The sequence below is a fragment of the Streptomyces sp. NPDC097640 genome, assembly GCF_040302705.1.
GTDB lineage: Bacteria > Actinomycetota > Actinomycetes > Streptomycetales > Streptomycetaceae > Streptomyces.
The window spans coordinates 126,016-141,968 of record NZ_JBEOSB010000011.1 but is presented as its reverse complement, the minus strand read 5'-3'; the positions used below and the strand labels follow the sequence as shown (position 1 = coordinate 141,968).

Sequence of the window (15,953 nt, the reverse complement as noted above, 5' to 3'; positions counted from 1 at the left end):
CCGGTCAGTGGGCGGCGGCGCGCTCGCTGTACCGGCGCCTCTCCAGAAAGATCTCCGTGAAGACGGAGACCTTGGCGCGCAGCGCCCAGGGATCGAACGGCTTGGCGATGTAGTCCACCGCGCCGGCCGCGTATCCCCGGGAGGAGTGCTCCGGGTCGGCGCCCATCGCGGTCAGGAAGATGATCGGGATGTCCCGGTTACGGGACCGCCGCTGGATATGGGCCGCGGTCTCGTAGCCGTCCATCTCCGGCATCTGCACATCCAGCAGGATCACCGCGAAGTCGTCGTGGTCGAGCAGCGCCTTGAGGGCCTCCTGCCCCGAGGCCGCGGTCACCAGCTCCTGGTCCAGTGTGGCCAGCACGGCCTCCATGGCCAGCAGGTTGTTGTGCTGGTCGTCGACCACGAGGATCTTCGGGCGGAGCCCCGAGCAGGGCTTGGCCATCGCGGGCCCCGCGGAGGCGTCGGGCACCTCCTCCGGCCCCGGGGCCGCCGCGGGGCGCTGGGACTCCACCATGGCCAGCTGCCGCTCCAGCATCTGGCAGCGGTCCTCCGCCAGCATTCCGCGCAGCCGCACGTCCTCCAGCTCCTCGGCGAGGCGCTTCACCTCGCGCCGGAGCATGTCCCGCTCCTTGATCAGCTCCGCGTGATCGGGAAGGCCCAACTCCAGCGTGTCCGCCCGCATCCGCTCGGCCGCCCACTCCGACTCCAGCTGGCTCAGCCGCACCTCGAGATCGGCGATGCGGTGCTGGCGGTCCAGCAGCGCCTCACCGAGCACGTCCTCCTTCACGCTGGACGCCCGGGCCTCCCGGTCGGCGTCCGCCAGCTGATGCTGGAGGATCTCCATCGCGTGGCCGGGCGAGCCGCTCGTGTGCACCGCGGCCCGGTGCAGCTCCCGCACCAGCTCGATGGCGGCCGGGGTCGCCGCGGCGCCCCGCCGCTCGGCGAGATCGGTGAACAGGTCCTGCACGAACTCCCACGGCGGGATGCGCATCCCGCTCAGATAGCGCGAGAGCGTGCCCGGATCGCGGTGCCTGCGCGCGGCGTATCTGCGCACCGAGACATCCAGCCCCTTGAACAGGTTCCGCAGCGCCAGGGCGAATTCCCGGCATTCCTCGCTCAGACCATCACCCAATGGCCGCAGCTCACGCATCTTGTCTCCCTGCACGGCTGATCGCGCCGACCAGACGACTCCCGGACCGCTTGCCCGAGTTGAGGCCAGCGTGGGGGATCGACGTGGTGTTGCACGCGACAACCGCGAGAGCGGCAACATCGGGCAACATGCGGGAGGACAATGCCCCGGAACGGGGCGCTGAGCGACCGCCCGCTGCGGCGGGAGCCCCGGAGTGTCAGGCGGTCGGCGGGAGACTCAGGGCCCCGTTCAGACGTTGACGCCGAAGTCGGCGGCGATGCCGCGCAGGCCCGAGGCGTATCCCTGGCCGACCGCGCGGAACTTCCACTCGCCACCGTGCCGGTACAGCTCGCCGAAGACCATCGCGGTCTCGGTGGAAGCGTCCTCGGACAGGTCGTAGCGGGCGATCTCCTGGTTGTCGGCCTGGTTCACCACGCGGATGAACGCGTTGCGCACCTGGCCGAAGCTCTGCCCGCGCGCCTCGGCGTCATGGATCGACACCGGAAAGACAATCCGCGCGATCTCGGCGGGCACAGCCACCAGGTTCACCTTGACCGTCTCGTCGTCGCCCTCGCCCTCGCCGGTCAGGTTGTCACCGGTGTGCTCCACCGAGCCATCCGGGCTCTTCAGATTGTTGTAGAAGACAAAGTGCTGGTCCGAGACGACCTTGCCGGAGGCGTTCAGCAGCAGCGCCGAGGCGTCCAGGTCATGGTCCGCGCCGGTGGTGGTGCGCACGTCCCAACCCAGCCCCACCAGCACCGCGCTCAGCCCCGGCGCCTCCTTGCTCAGCGATACATTGCCGCCCTTGGACAGGGAAACACCCATCACTCATCCTCCCGACGGTGGGCTGTCTTATGGTCACTGGTTCCAACGCGGACCCCAGCGCCATGGTTCCACATTTGCGCAACCTCTAAAGTATTCCCGCCGGAGACATCCCGGCGACGACGGAGACGAGGATCCTCAGACACCTTTCGATGCGGGCCTGTTGGAGCTCATCACGCCGACAGCCCACCGAGGAACGCACGTTCGAGGATCCACGCGCGAAGACGTTCGGCACCCAACGACACACGCGTGACCCAGCACACAGTAGTTACAAAGTTGCGCAACTACTAAAGTGTTGAGCATGAAAACCGGCGACGCGACGGGATCGGAAACTGCGACACTCGACGGGGGCCCCGCGGGCGGACTGCGGATGCGGGTCACCGGCCGACCGGAGACGATTCAGGTGACATACCCGTGCGAGGTGGATGCGCCCCCTGGCGATGTGCGCGCGGAGGCGCTGTACATCTACCGCCTCGACTACCGCGTGAAGCACGAGCCGCTGCGGTACGGCTTCGACGGGGCGAGCCCCTGATCGGCGCGGGGTGAGGCTCAGCGGGCGGCGCCGTCCTCCGGGACCTGACGGGCCGTGGCCGCGTCGCCCGGCGTGACCTGGACGCCCCGCGAAGTCTGCGACCCGGAGCCGTCACCGGAAGGGGTGGCGGACCGCGCGGCGCCGTCTTCCTTCATGGCCTTGGCTTCGCTTTTGAGGATGCGCACCGACTTGCCCAGAGCCCGAGCGGTGTCCGGCAGCTTCTTCGACCCGAACACCATGATGACGACGATCGCCACGATCAGCAGATGCCAGGGTTCCAGCCCGTTGCGGAGCATCCCGCTCACCCCATTCTCTTCACCGGCCGGCCGAAATGATTGCTACATTGCGCAACTGTACAACTGTGGGGCGGGGCCCGGCGCCCCCTCCGTATGAGCCGGACGGATGAGGGCGCGCATGACGACCAGCCACGACGTGACTCCTCGGCGCCACAGGAAGACGGCGCCACCGCCACCCCGCCGCGGGGCCCGGCAGAGCGAGTCCGGTCGGCGTCGCAAGCGCAGATGGGTGCGAATCTCTCTCGCCATAGCGATTTCCGTGCTCGTGCTGATCGCGGGCGGCGCCGCCTGGGTGTACTACAAGCTGAACGCCAACATCAACACCTTCGACGCGGACGGCATCTCCGACCGCCGGCCACCCGCGGGCTCGTCCAAGGGGGAGAACGTGCTCGTCATCGGCTCCGACGCGCGCACCGGCGGCAACAGCGCGTTCGGCGGTGGCGACAAGGACGACATAGGCCGTTCCGACACCGCGTTCCTGCTGCACATCTACGCCGACCGCAAGCATGCCGTGGCGGTGTCCATCCCCCGCGACACGCTGGTCACCATCCCGCCCTGCAAGCTCCCCGACGGCACCTGGACCACAGCGCGGACGAACACCATGTTCAACGCGGCCTTCTCGGTGGGACAGACCGCCAAGGGCAACCCGGCCTGCACCCTGAACACCGTCGAACACCTCACCGGGCTGCGGGTGGATCACACGGTCGTCGTCGACTTCAAGGGCTTCGCCGGGCTGACCGACGTGGTGGGCGGGGTGGAGGTGTGTCTGCCGAACGACGTTTACCAGGGCGACCTCAACCCCAGCCGCACCACTCGCGGCGAACGGCTCTTCCACAAGGGCGAGCAGACCGTCTCCGGGCAGAAAGCCCTGGACTACGTACGTATCCGGCACGGCATCGGCGACGGCTCGGACATCGGCAGAATCAAGCGCCAGCAGGCATTTGTCGCCAGCCTGATCAAGAAGGTGAAGAGCGACGGGCTGACCCCGACCAAGCTGCTGCCGCTCGCCGAAGCCGCCACGAAGTCGATGACCGTCGACCCGGGCCTCGGCTCCGCCGCCAAGCTGATCAAGTTCGCCATGTCGCTGGAGAACGTCGACCTCCAGAACACCAAGTTCGTCACCATCCCCTGGCGTTACCAGGGTGAGCGCGTCGCCATCGTCGAGCCGGACGCCGACGCCCTGTGGGCCGCGCTCAAGGCCGACCGGACCATCGACGGCAAGGACGCCAGCGCCAAGAAGGGCGGGACGACCGCCAAGCCTTCCGCGGCGTCACCGAGCGCTTCCGAGAACGTCTCCGGCGACGGCATCGACGTGGCGGTCTACAACGGCACCACCACCGGCGGCCTGGCCGGCCGCGCCGCCAAGGCCCTCACCGACCACGGCTTCACGGTCACCGGCACCTCGAACGCGCCCTCCCAGGACCACGCCACCACACTGATCGAGTACGGACCGGACCAGAAGGCGCGGGCCCGGACCGTCGCCAAGCTCTTCCCCGAGGCCCGGCTCCAGTCGACAACCAGCGCGGGCGTCAGCGTGATCCTGGGCAGGTCGTATGCGACGGACGAGCCCTCGGCCGAGCCCAGCGCGGTACCCACGGAGGTGGCTGACGACGCCCGGTCCGCCGATGACGACGTGTGCTCCAACCTGTCGTACGGATAGCACCGCCCGGCGAAGGCACCGGCCCGGCCACAGGCGACGGCTTCGGCCTCACGCACCGACCGCCTTGCCCGCCTTGGCCCAGTTGGCGTGCAGCCGGTCGAGATACGACTGGGCCTGGCTGCCGGGTGTCACGCCGCGGGCGAATGCGAGCATGTTGCCCGCGCCCGCGTTGTATCCGAGAGCCAGCAACTCGTCCTTGCGGTAGGAGGCGGACCGCTGGACGGGCAGTTGAACCGCAAGGTCGTGCAGGTGCCAGGCGGCGGCCTCGATCGCGAGGTCGCGGTCATCGGGCAGCTCCTGCCAGCGCCGATGGGCGAAGTCCCGGCCCTGCTTGGCCTCATCGAACGCGGCCCGGTGCATGTTCGCGATGCCGAAGGACGCGTCTGGTTTGTACCGCTGCCAGGACCGCTCCAGATCCGGGTCATGGGGTTTATACGACTCGTTGTACAGGATCGCCATCAGCAACTGGGCGCTGACACCGGTCTGGTGTGCTCGGACGCGGACCTGGGAGGCATAGTCGGCGGGATCGTACGGCGAGGCCGCTGCCGGGACGGAGGCGCCGGCCGACGGGGACGGCGCGGGGGTGGTCGCCTTTGCGGGCGTCGAGGCGGACTGCGGGGTATGGGCCGCGCGCCCAATGACGTATAGGACCAGCACGAACGCCAGCAGCGTGAGCCACCGCCACCGCCACCGGGATTCAGCCATGCCTCCGTCCTCTCACACCCGCTCGGCCGCCGGAAGTGGCTCTCACGACGTCACCCGAAGCTCGACCAGGCGCCGCTCGTAGCGTGTGCGGGCCACCACCAGTGCCGCCGCGTAGAGCGCCAGGACGGCCCCAAGCAGCAGGTAGTAGAGGATCGGCAGGGGTGTGAGGCCGAACCATGAGCCGAGCGGGGACACCGGCACCAGCAGCCCTACCACGGTCAGCGCGGCCGCCGCCCAGCCGACCGGGCCCGGCGCGCGGCCCTCCGCGCTGCGGCGGCCAGTGCGCAGGAGCAGCATCACCAGGGCCTGAGTGATCAGGTTCTCGGTGAACCAGCCGGAGTGGAACACCGCCTCGTCGTCGAGAGCGTCGGGCCCGTGCAGAGTGAGCGCGAGCACGGCGAAGGTGGCCAGGTCGGCGACGGCGTTGAGGACGCCGAAGCCGGTGATGAACCGCAACAGGTCGCGGGGGCGCAGCACGGTCGGGCGGTGCGGCACCGCCTTGTGCGGGCCGTCGAAGGCGAACGCGAGTTGTGCCGCGTCGAAGCACAGGTTCTGGGCCAGGACCTGTGCCGGAAGCATGGGCAGGAAGGGGAGGAGAAGCCCGGCGGCGAGCATCGCGATCACGTTGCCGAGGTTTGAGGACAGGGCGACGCGCAGGTACGTGGCGATGTTGCCGGCGGAGTGGCGTCCCGCCACGATGGCATGGTCGATCGCGGTGAGGTCCTTCTCGGCGAGCACCACATCGGCGGTCTCGCGGGTGATGGCCACGGCGTCGCGAGGGGCGATTCCGATGTCAGCGGCGCGGAGCGCGGGCAGGTCGTTGACACCGTCCCCGAGGAAGCCGACGGTGTGCCCCCTGGATCGCAGGGCGGCGGCGATCCGGGCCTTGTGCTCGGGCGTGCAGCGGGCGAAGACGGCGGTGCGCGAGGCGGCATGTGCGAGTTCGGCGTCGCTGAGGCTGTCAATGCGGTCGGCGGTGAGAACACGGTCCGGGGCGACGCGGATGCTCAGGTCGTGGCAGGCGCGGGCAGCGGTTTCGGGGTGATCGCCAGTGAGGATCTTGACCGTGACACCCCGGTCGGCGAGGACCTTCAGCGCGTCGGCGGCGGTGGGGGCGAGCGCGTCCCGCAGGGTGACGAAACCCCGGAAGGTCAAACCGCGTTCATCGGCAGGGGTGTAGTCGCGGATGCGGGCCGGACGTTCGGCGGTGGCGATGGCCAGCACGCGCAGGCCGGTTGCCGCCTGCTGAGCGGCGAGGGCGAGCAGCCGCCTCCGCTCGTCCTCCGCCAGTTCACAGCGCGCCAGGACGGCTTCGACCGCTCCCTTGACGACCAGGGTGTGCGTTCCCAGCCGGCCCGGGGCGCGGACGGCGGCGGTGGCCAGGCGGCGTACCGGGTCGAAGGGGATGGCCGCCATTCCGTCGTATGCCATGAGGGCGTCCTCGTCGGTGGCGTCAAGGATCGCCCCATCGAGGGTGTCCGGGCTGGGCGGATCGGCGAGTTGGAGAGTCCACCAGGCGTTCACCGCGGCCCAGCGCAGGACCTCGGGGTCGTCCCGCCCGTCCGGGTCCAGGGCGCGGTCGACGACAGGGCAGTCCTGGGTGAGCGTGCCCGTCTTGTCGAGGCACAGCACGTCGACGGCGCCGAGGTCGTGCAGCGCGGGCAGCCGTCTGACGATCACCCCGTGGGCGCGGGCCAGCAGCGAGGCCCCGCGGGCCAGGCAGGTGGTGACGATGACCGGCAGCATCTCCGGTGTCAGGCCGACCGCCACCGCGACGGCGAACGGCAGCGTCTCCAGTCCGCGGCCGCGCAGCGCCGCATTCGCCATGAGGACGAGCGGCGGGGTCAGCAGCATGAACTTGATCAGGATCCAGGAGATGTCGTGCACGGAACGGTCAAAGGCGCTCGCCTCGCGCCGAGCGGCCGGACGGCCGTGGGCGGCGGCGAACCGCGTCCGCGTGCCCGTCGCGACGACGACCGCGGTACCACTGCCGGAAGCGACGCTGCTGCCCTGGAAGCACATCTGCGGCTGATCGAACACGCCGCCACCGACCCCGCCCAGCGCGTCGGCCGCGTCCTTCGTGGCAGGGGCCGACTCGCCCGTGAGCGCGGCCTGATGCACGGTCAGGCCGTGTGCGCGCAGCAGCCGTACGTCGGCTGGGACCAGGTCGCCCGGACCGAGACGGATCACATCGCCTGGCACCACCTCATCCACCGGGACCTCCCGCGCCACCGGCTCCGCGTGCTCCTGGGCGCGGCGCAGCACGGTGGCCGTGGCGGCGACCAGCCCGCGCAGCACAGCCATGGACCGGTCCGCCCTGTGCTCTCCAGAAGCGCGCAGCGCACAGCTGACCGCGACCAGCAAGAGGATCACGCAGGCGGTCCCCTCCGAGGCGACGGCCGCCGACACCAGTCCGAGACACAGCAGAACCGCAGTGAACGGATCCCGCAGGCTGCGGACGAACAGCCGTGGCCAGGAGGCCTGGCGCCGTGCCGGAAGGGTGTTCGCCCCGAAGCGAAGCAGGCGTTCCTCGGCCTGCGCTTCGGTCAGTCCGCGCGGGCCGCTGTCCAGATACCGCAGCACCTGCAACACGGTCGGCGCGCTCGTCACCCGATCGGTGGCGTCGACGACCGAGGCGCCCCCCGGTGCCGATACGGCCCCGGGAACGGGCGCCCCGGCGCCCGGTTCCGAGGCCGCGGCGGTCTCAGACACCGGTCCCGCGCAGTCTGCTCATCGGTGGGGACGCCTCCTCGGCGCGCGCAGCCAGTTGGCCGACCATCAGCTGCACCACGGTCACCACGTCGGGGGCGTCGACGAAGTAGACCTGGCGCCGCCCCTCTCGGCGGGAGCGGACGAGACCGGCGAGCTTCAGCTTCGACAGGTGCTGGCTGATTGCGGGCAGGGCCCCGCCCACACGGTCCGCGAGATGGGTCACATCGCTCTCGCCCTGCGCCAGGGCCCACATGATGTGCAGCCGGGCCGAGGATGCCAGGAGCCCGAACGCGGCGGCCGCCTCCGTCAGCACCTCAGCGGGCGGATCCTCGAGGCCACCGACGCCTGCCGCCACAGTCCTCGCCCCGTCCTGTCCCGGTCATCGCCGCCGCATCTGCGCTGCCCAGTCTAGGCGCCGGGACTCGCCGCCCGTGTTGGTACGGGCGGCCGCCCCGCCGAGCCCCGCCCGCGCCCGGCGGTCTGATGAAAACGACTGCCGGGCACTGACGAGGCCACCCGGTCACTCCTCTTCGTCGTAGTTGTTGACAATCACATCCGGCTCGTCATCGTCGCTCAACGCCTCGTTGAGCAGTGCACCGCCGACCAGGCCGGCCGCTCCGGCACCGATCAGCGCGCCGGTACCGAACCGGCGGCCACCCTGCTGGTTTGGTCTGCCTGCTGGGGCGGATAGCCGGGCTGCGGGTAGCCCGGCTGCGGGTAGCCCGGCTGCGGGTAGCCCTGCTGCGCCGGCTGCGGATAGCCCGGCTGAGGCGGTGTGTAGTACGGCGGAGGGGTGGTCTGCACCCGTTGCGCGCACCCCACCGCACGCTTGGATCTGCCGGGCCACACCCCACTGCGGTGACCACGTCACGGTGGTCATGCCAGGGCCGTGAGTGGGGTCGAAGTGGCGGATCCCGGGCTCGACATCTCGCGCAGGACGTCCACACCGTAGTCGGTAGCGATGCCCTCAAGCCCGGAGACATAGCCCTGCCCTATGGCGCGGGACTTCCACTCCGCGCCATAGCGGTAGAGCTCACCGAAGACCATCGCCGTCTCGGTCGCGGACCCCCCGGCCGTCAGGCCCCATGTGGGCGCTGCTCACCTGCCCGGAGTTCTGGCCACGGGCGAAGGCATCGTAGATGGGCACCGGGAAGACGATCTTCGCGACGTCAGCCGGGACCCTCGCAAGGTCGACGTGGATCTGCTGGTTGTCTCCGCCGGCACCCATCGGGCCCCCGCTGCCGGAGGGACGGACCGAACCGCCAGGACTGCTCAGGTTGTTGCAGAAGACGAAGTGATCGTCGGACAGCACTTTCCCGGACTGATCACACAGCAGTGCGCTGGCGTCCAGGTCGTGGCCGGTTCCCGACTGCCAGCCAAGTCCGACCGTCACCGCGGTCAGGCCGGGTGCCTGTCTGCTCAGCGGCACCTGCTCCGGATCAACCGGCCCGCCTTCGTCACAGGTGGGTGGTGATGGAGGGCATCAGGTCCTGGAAGGTCCGGCCGGCGGCAGGCTCGCCGATGGCCTTCATCTGCCAGCCCGCGCCATCGCGGTAGAGCTTGGCCATGATCTGTGCCGTGGAGCTGCCGCCACCGCTGAGGGTGTAGCGGGCGAGCTCCTGTCCGGTGGCCTCGTCGACCAGGCGGCAGAACGCGTTCTGCACCTCGGCGAAGGTCTGCCCCGTGAACGAGTTGACCGTGAAGACGATCTGATCCACGTGGGCGGGGACCCGGGTGAGGTCGACAAGGATCGTCTCGTCGTCCTCCCCGGCGCCGGTGCCGCCGGTGAGGTTGTCCCCGGTGTGCTGGATGGATCCATCGTTGCTGACCAGGTGCTGGAAGAAGACGACGTCGGCCATCTGACGGTCGGCGAAGAGCAGGGCCGAGGCGTCCAGATCGATCTCGCGAGGTCCGGTCAGCCTGGCCAGGAAGCCCTTGCGGGGTGCGGCCTGCCAGCCCAACCCCATGCGCACAGAGCTCAGTGCGCTGCCGTCGGCTTTGCTCAGACTGATCTGTTGTCCCTTGCTCAGGTTGACCGACATAGTTTGTCTCTCCTTCTTCGTCATGGACCATGAGGCTCGTGGACGTGGCGGCGCGGGTAGGGCAGCGTGCCGCGCTCCGACAAGGCCCCGCCGCCACCGCTCGCGGGCCGCCTCCACATCGAGGCACCTCTGAGGGGGCGAGGTATCGCGACATCCGGCTGCCGGCCACGCTCTGCCACAGTGCGTACGGAGAGATAGTTGCGGTGTTCCTCGGCCGCGGCCGCCGCTATCTCATCGGCGGCGGTGCCCACAGGTCCCGAGGCGTATCCCTGGCCGACCGCGCGGTGCCGCCCTCCTCCACGCAGGCGGTGGCTCGGGCTCCGGCGCGAACCCGAGCTAGAATCTACAACACTGTAGAAGTTCTTGCCGCGCTGCGCAGGTGCAGGGTGCTGGACGGGCAACACGATGTGACACTCACGAACGCGCGGAGCCCGAGCAAGAGGGAGACGGAGAGTGACGGAGCCGAACCCGCGCCGTGAGCGCAGACCGCAGGGTGAGTTGGAGACGCAGGTCCTCTCGGCACTGCATGCCGCTCGCGGCCCCGTGTCCGTGGGCTGGGTGCGGGACCACCTGGCCGCCGACGTCGCCTACACGACCGTGACGACGGTGCTGGCCCGGCTGCTGGTCAAGGCCGCCGTCACCCGCAGGCGCGAGGGTCGATCGTTCCTGTGGATGCCCACCGCGGACCATGCAGGGCTCGCCGCCCTGAAGATGCACCGCGTGCTCGACGCCGAGCGGGACCGGAAAGCGGTGCTGGCCAGTTTCATCACCGCACTGCCGACGGACGACGAGCGACTCCTGCGCGATCTGCTGGATCAGACAGGCGACGAACCGGGAGACTGAGACCACATGGAAGCCTTCGTCTTCCTCCCGCTGGTGCTGCCGTTAACCGCCTGGCCCATCGCGCGCCTGGCCGAGCAGCGCCTCCACCCCCACACCGCCACAGTGCTGCTGACCGGCTTCTCCGTCGTCCTGGCACTGTGCAGCACCCTGTGCCTGGCACTGCTGATGGTGGTCGGCACCGCACAGCTGCCCGGCAACCCACTTCCGGACGGCTGGTCAGACCCCGAGGTACGCAAGAGCGTGCCGCACCACGAGATCGCGGGGAAGGCTGCGATTCCCGCGCTGATCACGGTCGTCATGAGCTGTGGCCAAGCGCTGCTGCGGCACTACCGGGTACGACGGCGGGCCCACCAGGCGCTGGCGGGTCTACCTCGCACGGAGGTGGCCGTGCTCCCCGATGACGAGCCTTATGCCTATGCGCTCCCCGGTGGCACGCGTGACCGGATTGTGGTGTCCACAGCCATGATGGCCTGCCTCACATCCCGGGAGCGCCGCGCGCTGTTCGCCCACGAGCGCACCCACCTCGCCGCCCGGCACCACCGCTATCTGCTGACCGTCCAACTGGCCGCCCGCGCCAACCCCTTCCTGCTGCCCCTGCGCACGACCGTGACCTACACGGCGGAGCGGTGGGCGGACGAGGCGGCGGCCCAGGCCGTCGACAGCCGCAGGACCGTCGCCCGTGCGATCGGCAAGGCCGCCCTCGTCTCGCGCCGCACGCCAGCAGCGACACTCGCCGCCCTGGCCGCACCCGGCCCCCTGCCACGCCGGGTCGCGGCCCTGCTCTCTCCGCCACCCACGGAACGCACCTGGCCACCGCCCTTCACCAGGGTGGGCATGGCCCTCTGGAGCGCCACTGCCGGTGCCGTGGCGTCCACGCTCTTCTCAGCGAACTCCGCGGTGACCATGCTCCTCCTGCTGCACGAGGCCACTTCGCTCTAGTCCACCCCGGTGCCGCGTGCAGAACGAACCCCTCAGACGCCGCTGTGGCCGGCGCGAGCGTCCCCCGGCCACAACAGTGCCCTGATCACAGGGGCCAGATCACAGGTCGAACTCATGCGGCGACAATCCCGGAGCGAAGCAGGCGTCGCGGACCACGGCCCGTTCGGCTCTTCCACGGCCGGCCCAGAAGATCCCCGCAGAGACATGAGCGGGCGCAACCCCTGCGGTCAAGGGTCCTCCACACGTCGAGTGGGTACGGATGGGCCCACCATGGGGCACGAAAATGCCCTCCGAAACCACGTTCCCGCAAGTCGGAGGGCATTTGACGAGTGGAGCCTAGGAGAGTCGAACTCCTGACATCCGCCATGCAAAGACGGCGCTCTACCAACTGAGCTAAGGCCCCATCGCCGATCAGGATACCTGGTCGTGACCGCCTTTCCCGACCGGGTATCGCTCGCGCGTACCGCCCTCCGTAGGATGCCACGCAAGATTCGCTGCCGCGAAGCGAAGGGGAGAGCGAATGGACGCAGCACAGCAGGATGCCACCGCCCGCGCACGGGAGCTGCAACGCAGCTGGTACGGGGAACCGCTGGGGGCGCTCTTCCGCCGTCTCATCGACGACCTCGGGCTCAACCAGGCCCGCCTCGCCGCCGTCCTCGGTCTGTCCGCGCCGATGCTCTCGCAGCTGATGAGCGGCCAGCGCGCGAAGATCGGCAACCCGGCCGTCGTCCAGCGGGTACAGGCCCTGCAAGAGCTGTCGAGCCAGGCCGCGGACGGCCGGGTCAGCGCCGCGGAGGCCGCCGAGCGCATGGAAGAGATCAAGAAGTCCGCGGGAGGCTCCGTCCTGAACACCACCCAGACCACGGCGAGCACCGGCGCCCCGACCGTGCGGCGCGTGGTCCGCGAGATCCAGTCGCTGCTGCGCTCGGTCTCCGCCGCGGGCGACATCATCGACGCCGCCGACACCCTCGCCCCCACGCACCCGGAGCTGGCAGAGTTTCTCCGGGTGTACGGCGCAGGGCGGACCGCCGAGGCGGTCGCCCACTACGAGGCGCACCAGAACTGATGGGCTGACGGACTGCTGACGAGCCGATGAGTGGGCGGGGGCCGCGCGATGGGTGAAGTCTTCGCGGGCCGGTACGAGCTGGTCGACCCGATCGGGCGCGGTGGCGTGGGCGCCGTGTGGCGCGTCTGGGACCACCGGCGCCGCCGGTATGTCGCGGCGAAGGTGTTGCAGCAGCGCGATGCGCACACCCTGCTGCGATTCGTCCGGGAACAGGCGCTGCGCATCGACCACCCCTATGTGCTGGCACCGGCCAGCTGGGCGGCGGACGACGACAAGGTGCTGTTCACCATGGACCTGGTGGGCGGCGGCTCGTTGGGGCACCTCATCGGTGACTACGGCCCGCTGCCGCCGCGCTATGTGTGCACGCTGCTGGACCAGTTGCTCTCCGGACTTGCGGCGGTGCACGCGGAAGGCGTGGTGCACCGCGACATCAAGCCCGCGAACATCCTGCTGGAGGCCACCGGGACCGGTCGGCCGCATCTGCGGCTGTCCGACTTCGGCATCGCGCTGACGAAGGGGGAACCCCGGCTCACCGAGGCCAACTTCGTCATGGGGACGCCCGGTTACTTCGCGCCCGAGCAGATGATGGGCGAGGAGCCGGACTTCCCGGCCGACCTCTTCGCGGTCGGGCTGGTGGCGCTGTATCTGCTCAGCGGGCACAAGCCGGACGCGGACGCCCTGATCAAGGTGTTCGAGCAGGGCGTGCCCAACGCGCCCGAAGGGGTGCCCGAGCCGCTGTGGCAGGTGATAGCGAATCTGCTCCAGCCCGATCCCGAGGACCGCTTCCGCACGGCCACAGGGGCGCGCAAGGCGCTTCTCACGGCCACCGAGATGCTGCCGGAACCCACCCTCGACGACGACGTCATCGAGGTCTTCGACCATCTCGGGCCGCTCCCCGAGGGGTTCGGGTCCGACGGCCCCACCCGCCCGGCCGGGCGGGCAGCCTCGGCTACGAAGACCGGCACGGAAACCGACCGGGGGACAGTCAGGGACGCGGAGGGTGCGGGCACCGGCCCGACGCCCCGGCCACCGGCCCCCCAGGAGCCCGTGACACCCCCGCCGTCCGACCCCCAGCCGTCCGTCTCGCGGCCCGTCTCGCAGCCCTCCGGCTCGCAGCCGTCGATGTCGGACACCGGCAGCTTCCAACTGCCCCCGCCACAGCCCCAGACGCCGCACACGGGGATCACGCCACAGCCGGCCCCGCACCCGACCCCACAACCGCCGTCGGCACCCCAGCCGCGGGTGCCCGAGCCGCACACCCCGCTGCCGCCACCGCCACGGCCCCAAGCCCCCTACGCCCCCCACACCCCGTACTCCGGGGTCCCGCAGCCGCCGACCCCTCATCCGGCGCCCGCACGCCCTCCACAGCCGCCGCGGTCCCCGCTCGATCCGCGCCGGCCAGGCCTCCCGCCCACGCATGCGCCCACCCCCACTCCCACTCCGGCCACCGCTTCCGCTCCGGCGGCCCGGCACGAATTCCCTTCCACTCGTCCATACACCGCTCCGCAGCCGCAGGTTCCCGCCGCCGCCACCCACCGCCGCCCCGGACCGCCCCGCAAGGCAGTGATCGCGATCCTGGTCGCCGCGGCGCTGTGCTTCGCGGTCGGCACCTGGGCGTTACTGGCCGCGGGCTGACCGGCCCCCGACCGACCGGACACCGCGCGGCCGAGCCGGACTACCAGGACGACGGCGGCCCGTACCGCCGGTGCCTGCCCGGCCCCGGCGCCGCGGCCACGGCCGCCGGGGCGCGCCGCCGGGCCGCCAGCGTCCACCCTCCGAGCCCGAGCAGCAGCAACCCGCCCACGGCGTAGCTCACATAGCCCACCATCCGCAGCCGGCCGTTGTCCGTCCCGGCGCGCACCCCCGTGGCGTCGTCCGTGGTCCGCGGCCCCTGCGCGGCCTCCCGCCGGTCGGCGTCCGTGAGGCCGAAGCCCGCCCGGACCGCGTCCCCGTCGTACGTAGGACCGGCCTTCGGGGTGCCCGAGACCCGCACCCGCAGGGTGAGCGGCACGGCGTCATCGAAGAACCGCGCCACGTCCGGACTCACCGTGACCGCCAGGTAGTACCACCCGGCGAAGCTCATGGTGCGCACCGAATACTCCGCGCGCGCGGTGCGGTTGCCGTACGCCACGGGGATGGTGCCCACCTCCGTCCGCGCCTCCTGGCCCTCGTAGGCGACGAAGGAGCTCTTCTTCGTCAGGCCGCGCGCCGGGTTGAAGACCCTGAGCCCCAGTGCGTCGTTCACACCGGCCGTCCCTCCCGTCTTCGCGGCGGACAGTTCGGCGGTGGCGTCGAGCCGCTGTCCCCAGTCGACCGGAACCCGGTAGAAGTGGGTCTCGCCCGGCCTGATCTGGTCCGCCCACACCCCTGTGGACAGCGGACGCGCGTCGTTGAACGCCGTGCCGCCCGTCCGCCACCGGGCCTTGCCCGTGGGCGGGTCCGGCGGCGTGGTGCGCCAACTGCCCTCAGGAGCCTGCTCCTTGTCCCCGCCCTTCACCGGCGGCTCCACCATCAGCCGGAGCTCCAGCGGCCAGCGGGCGGGGTCCTGGGAGCCGGCCGGGCGGGCCACCGTGACGAGATACCGGCCCGCCTTCCGGCAGGAGGCCACGGAGCCCGGGGCGACCTGCCGCGCGGCGTAGTCGGCGAGCGGATAGGCCACGCCGGTCGCCTCGATCTTCCGGTCGGAATTCCCGCAGATGGTGCCGTCGGGGCTCTCCAGCGTCACCTTGAGCCCGTCACGGTACGAGGCCACGCCCGCCCCCGGCCGGGGCGCCGCGACGGCCGAGACATACGCGCCGGAGGTGGCGTCCAGCTGGACGCTGTAGTGACGTTTCTCACCTCCGGCGATGCTGTCGACGTAGCCGCGCCCCGGCTTCAGCAGCGGGGCTCCCTCGGCTTCGCCGGTGCCCTGGACCGAGGTCCCCGCGGTCCGGTACGGCCGGGCCTCACCGGCCCCGTCCGCGGGCGCGGCCCAGGCCGGTCCGACCAGTCCGGGCATCGTGGCCACCGCGCACAGCGCCGCGACCGCGGCGAGGCCGGTCCTGACCTTGCTGCGGTCATCCATCGGGGGTCACTCCTCGTCGTCCCGGCCGCACGGCCCGTTCAACTTTGCTTATGCAAGCTATTTATTTGCAAGAGTGAATACAGGGTCCGGATCGCCGCGTTTTTCCGCGACGGCCGCCAGTAAAGCCGACAGGGCCCCGACCG

Annotated in this window: 15 protein-coding genes, 1 tRNA gene and 1 pseudogene; 6 read left to right on the top strand and 11 right to left on the bottom strand. The window is 70.7% G+C overall.

Translation table 11 applies throughout. The features are described 5' to 3' along the window. Positions 1–4 precede the first annotated feature (4 nt). Both ABTY62_RS19420 and ABTY62_RS19415 read right to left on the bottom strand, forming a co-directional pair. Positions 5–1,150, bottom strand: coding sequence for a response regulator (locus ABTY62_RS19420; protein ID WP_352130638.1), 1,146 nt, complete (start codon positions 1,148–1,150; stop codon positions 5–7). 228 nt (positions 1,151–1,378) lie between these two features. Beyond that, the gene (locus ABTY62_RS19415) at positions 1,379–1,954 is read right to left on the bottom strand and encodes a TerD family protein (protein ID WP_352130637.1); all 576 of its coding nucleotides are present in this window, start codon (positions 1,952–1,954) and stop codon (positions 1,379–1,381) included. Positions 1,955–2,252: 298 nt separating this feature from the next. Here ABTY62_RS19415 and ABTY62_RS19410 point away from each other — a divergent pair, with 298 nt between their 5' ends. After that, positions 2,253–2,483, top strand: a complete 231-nt coding sequence (locus tag ABTY62_RS19410; RefSeq protein ID WP_352130636.1) for a hypothetical protein — start codon at positions 2,253–2,255, stop codon at positions 2,481–2,483. 17 nt (positions 2,484–2,500) lie between these two features. On the opposite strand, the gene tatA is transcribed toward ABTY62_RS19410, so the two are convergent. Beyond that, positions 2,501–2,779, bottom strand: coding sequence for a Sec-independent protein translocase subunit TatA (tatA, locus tag ABTY62_RS19405; protein WP_352130754.1), 279 nt, complete (start codon positions 2,777–2,779; stop codon positions 2,501–2,503). 118 nt (positions 2,780–2,897) lie between these two features. Between tatA and ABTY62_RS19400 the strand changes: the two genes are divergently transcribed. Next, positions 2,898–4,439 (top strand): LCP family protein, encoded by a 1,542-nt coding sequence (locus ABTY62_RS19400; RefSeq protein WP_352130635.1) that lies wholly within the window; start codon positions 2,898–2,900, stop codon positions 4,437–4,439. A gap of 48 nt (positions 4,440–4,487) precedes the next feature. Here the strand turns inward: ABTY62_RS19400 and ABTY62_RS19395 are convergent, their stop codons facing one another. From ABTY62_RS19395 to ABTY62_RS19370, 6 genes and pseudogenes are all read right to left on the bottom strand, one after another. Continuing rightward, positions 4,488–5,144 carry a lytic transglycosylase domain-containing protein gene (locus ABTY62_RS19395; RefSeq protein ID WP_352130634.1) on the bottom strand — a complete coding sequence of 219 codons (657 nt, stop codon included), beginning with the start codon at positions 5,142–5,144 and terminating at the stop codon, positions 4,488–4,490. A gap of 42 nt (positions 5,145–5,186) precedes the next feature. Next, a complete protein-coding gene (gene mgtA / locus ABTY62_RS19390) occupies positions 5,187–7,856 on the bottom strand; it encodes a magnesium-translocating P-type ATPase (protein ID WP_502997481.1) in 2,670 nt (889 codons plus the stop codon). Continuing rightward, positions 7,849–8,211, bottom strand: coding sequence for an ArsR/SmtB family transcription factor (locus ABTY62_RS19385; RefSeq protein WP_352130633.1), 363 nt, complete (start codon positions 8,209–8,211; stop codon positions 7,849–7,851). Before ABTY62_RS19385 ends, mgtA begins: the two co-directional genes overlap by 8 nt. Before the next feature lie 272 nt (positions 8,212–8,483). Next, positions 8,484–8,660 (bottom strand): hypothetical protein, encoded by a 177-nt coding sequence (locus ABTY62_RS19380; protein WP_352130632.1) that lies wholly within the window; start codon positions 8,658–8,660, stop codon positions 8,484–8,486. A 72-nt stretch (positions 8,661–8,732) separates the two neighbouring features. After that, positions 8,733–9,285, bottom strand: a pseudogene (locus ABTY62_RS19375) (TerD family protein). A 28-nt stretch (positions 9,286–9,313) separates the two neighbouring features. Further along, entirely contained in the window at positions 9,314–9,898 is a 585-nt protein-coding gene (locus ABTY62_RS19370) for a TerD family protein (RefSeq protein ID WP_352130631.1), read from the bottom strand. Between the two features lie 453 nt (positions 9,899–10,351). Here ABTY62_RS19370 and ABTY62_RS19365 point away from each other — a divergent pair, with 453 nt between their 5' ends. Continuing rightward, on the top strand, positions 10,352–10,741 hold the full coding sequence (locus ABTY62_RS19365; RefSeq protein ID WP_352130630.1) for a BlaI/MecI/CopY family transcriptional regulator: 390 nt from the start codon (positions 10,352–10,354) through the stop codon (positions 10,739–10,741). 6 nt (positions 10,742–10,747) lie between these two features. Then, on the top strand, positions 10,748–11,680 hold the full coding sequence (locus tag ABTY62_RS19360) for a M56 family metallopeptidase (protein ID WP_352130629.1): 933 nt from the start codon (positions 10,748–10,750) through the stop codon (positions 11,678–11,680). A 330-nt stretch (positions 11,681–12,010) separates the two neighbouring features. Here ABTY62_RS19360 and ABTY62_RS19355 read toward each other — a convergent pair. Then, positions 12,011–12,083, bottom strand: a tRNA-Ala gene (locus ABTY62_RS19355). Between the two features lie 117 nt (positions 12,084–12,200). On the opposite strand from ABTY62_RS19355, the gene ABTY62_RS19350 reads away from it, so the two are divergent. Next, positions 12,201–12,746, top strand: coding sequence for a helix-turn-helix domain-containing protein (locus ABTY62_RS19350; protein ID WP_014177978.1), 546 nt, complete (start codon positions 12,201–12,203; stop codon positions 12,744–12,746). 48 nt (positions 12,747–12,794) lie between these two features. Then, positions 12,795–14,381 carry a serine/threonine-protein kinase gene (locus ABTY62_RS19345; RefSeq protein WP_352130627.1) on the top strand — a complete coding sequence of 529 codons (1,587 nt, stop codon included), beginning with the start codon at positions 12,795–12,797 and terminating at the stop codon, positions 14,379–14,381. 40 nt (positions 14,382–14,421) lie between these two features. On the opposite strand, the gene ABTY62_RS19340 is transcribed toward ABTY62_RS19345, so the two are convergent. Next, positions 14,422–15,810 (bottom strand): hypothetical protein, encoded by a 1,389-nt coding sequence (locus ABTY62_RS19340; RefSeq protein WP_352130626.1) that lies wholly within the window; start codon positions 15,808–15,810, stop codon positions 14,422–14,424. Between the last annotated feature and the right edge of the window lie 143 nt (positions 15,811–15,953).

Bases quoted from the DNA above. Each gene is read 5' to 3' on its own strand.
- tatA (WP_352130754.1), bottom strand. From the start codon at position 2,779: ATGCTCCGCAACGGGCTGGAACCCTGGCATCTGCTGATCGTGGCGATC.
- ABTY62_RS19370 (WP_352130631.1), bottom strand. From the start codon at position 9,898: ATGTCGGTCAACCTGAGCAAGGGACAACAGATCAGTCTGAGCAAAGCC.
- ABTY62_RS19350 (WP_014177978.1), top strand. From the start codon at position 12,201: ATGGACGCAGCACAGCAGGATGCCACCGCCCGCGCACGGGAGCTGCAA.
- ABTY62_RS19395 (WP_352130634.1), bottom strand. From the start codon at position 5,144: ATGGCTGAATCCCGGTGGCGGTGGCGGTGGCTCACGCTGCTGGCGTTC.
- ABTY62_RS19360 (WP_352130629.1), top strand. From the start codon at position 10,748: ATGGAAGCCTTCGTCTTCCTCCCGCTGGTGCTGCCGTTAACCGCCTGG.
- ABTY62_RS19340 (WP_352130626.1), bottom strand. From the start codon at position 15,810: ATGGATGACCGCAGCAAGGTCAGGACCGGCCTCGCCGCGGTCGCGGCG.
- ABTY62_RS19400 (WP_352130635.1), top strand. From the start codon at position 2,898: ATGACGACCAGCCACGACGTGACTCCTCGGCGCCACAGGAAGACGGCG.
- ABTY62_RS19345 (WP_352130627.1), top strand. From the start codon at position 12,795: ATGGGTGAAGTCTTCGCGGGCCGGTACGAGCTGGTCGACCCGATCGGG.
- ABTY62_RS19415 (WP_352130637.1), bottom strand. From the start codon at position 1,954: ATGGGTGTTTCCCTGTCCAAGGGCGGCAATGTATCGCTGAGCAAGGAG.
- ABTY62_RS19420 (WP_352130638.1), bottom strand. From the start codon at position 1,150: ATGCGTGAGCTGCGGCCATTGGGTGATGGTCTGAGCGAGGAATGCCGG.
- ABTY62_RS19410 (WP_352130636.1), top strand. From the start codon at position 2,253: ATGAAAACCGGCGACGCGACGGGATCGGAAACTGCGACACTCGACGGG.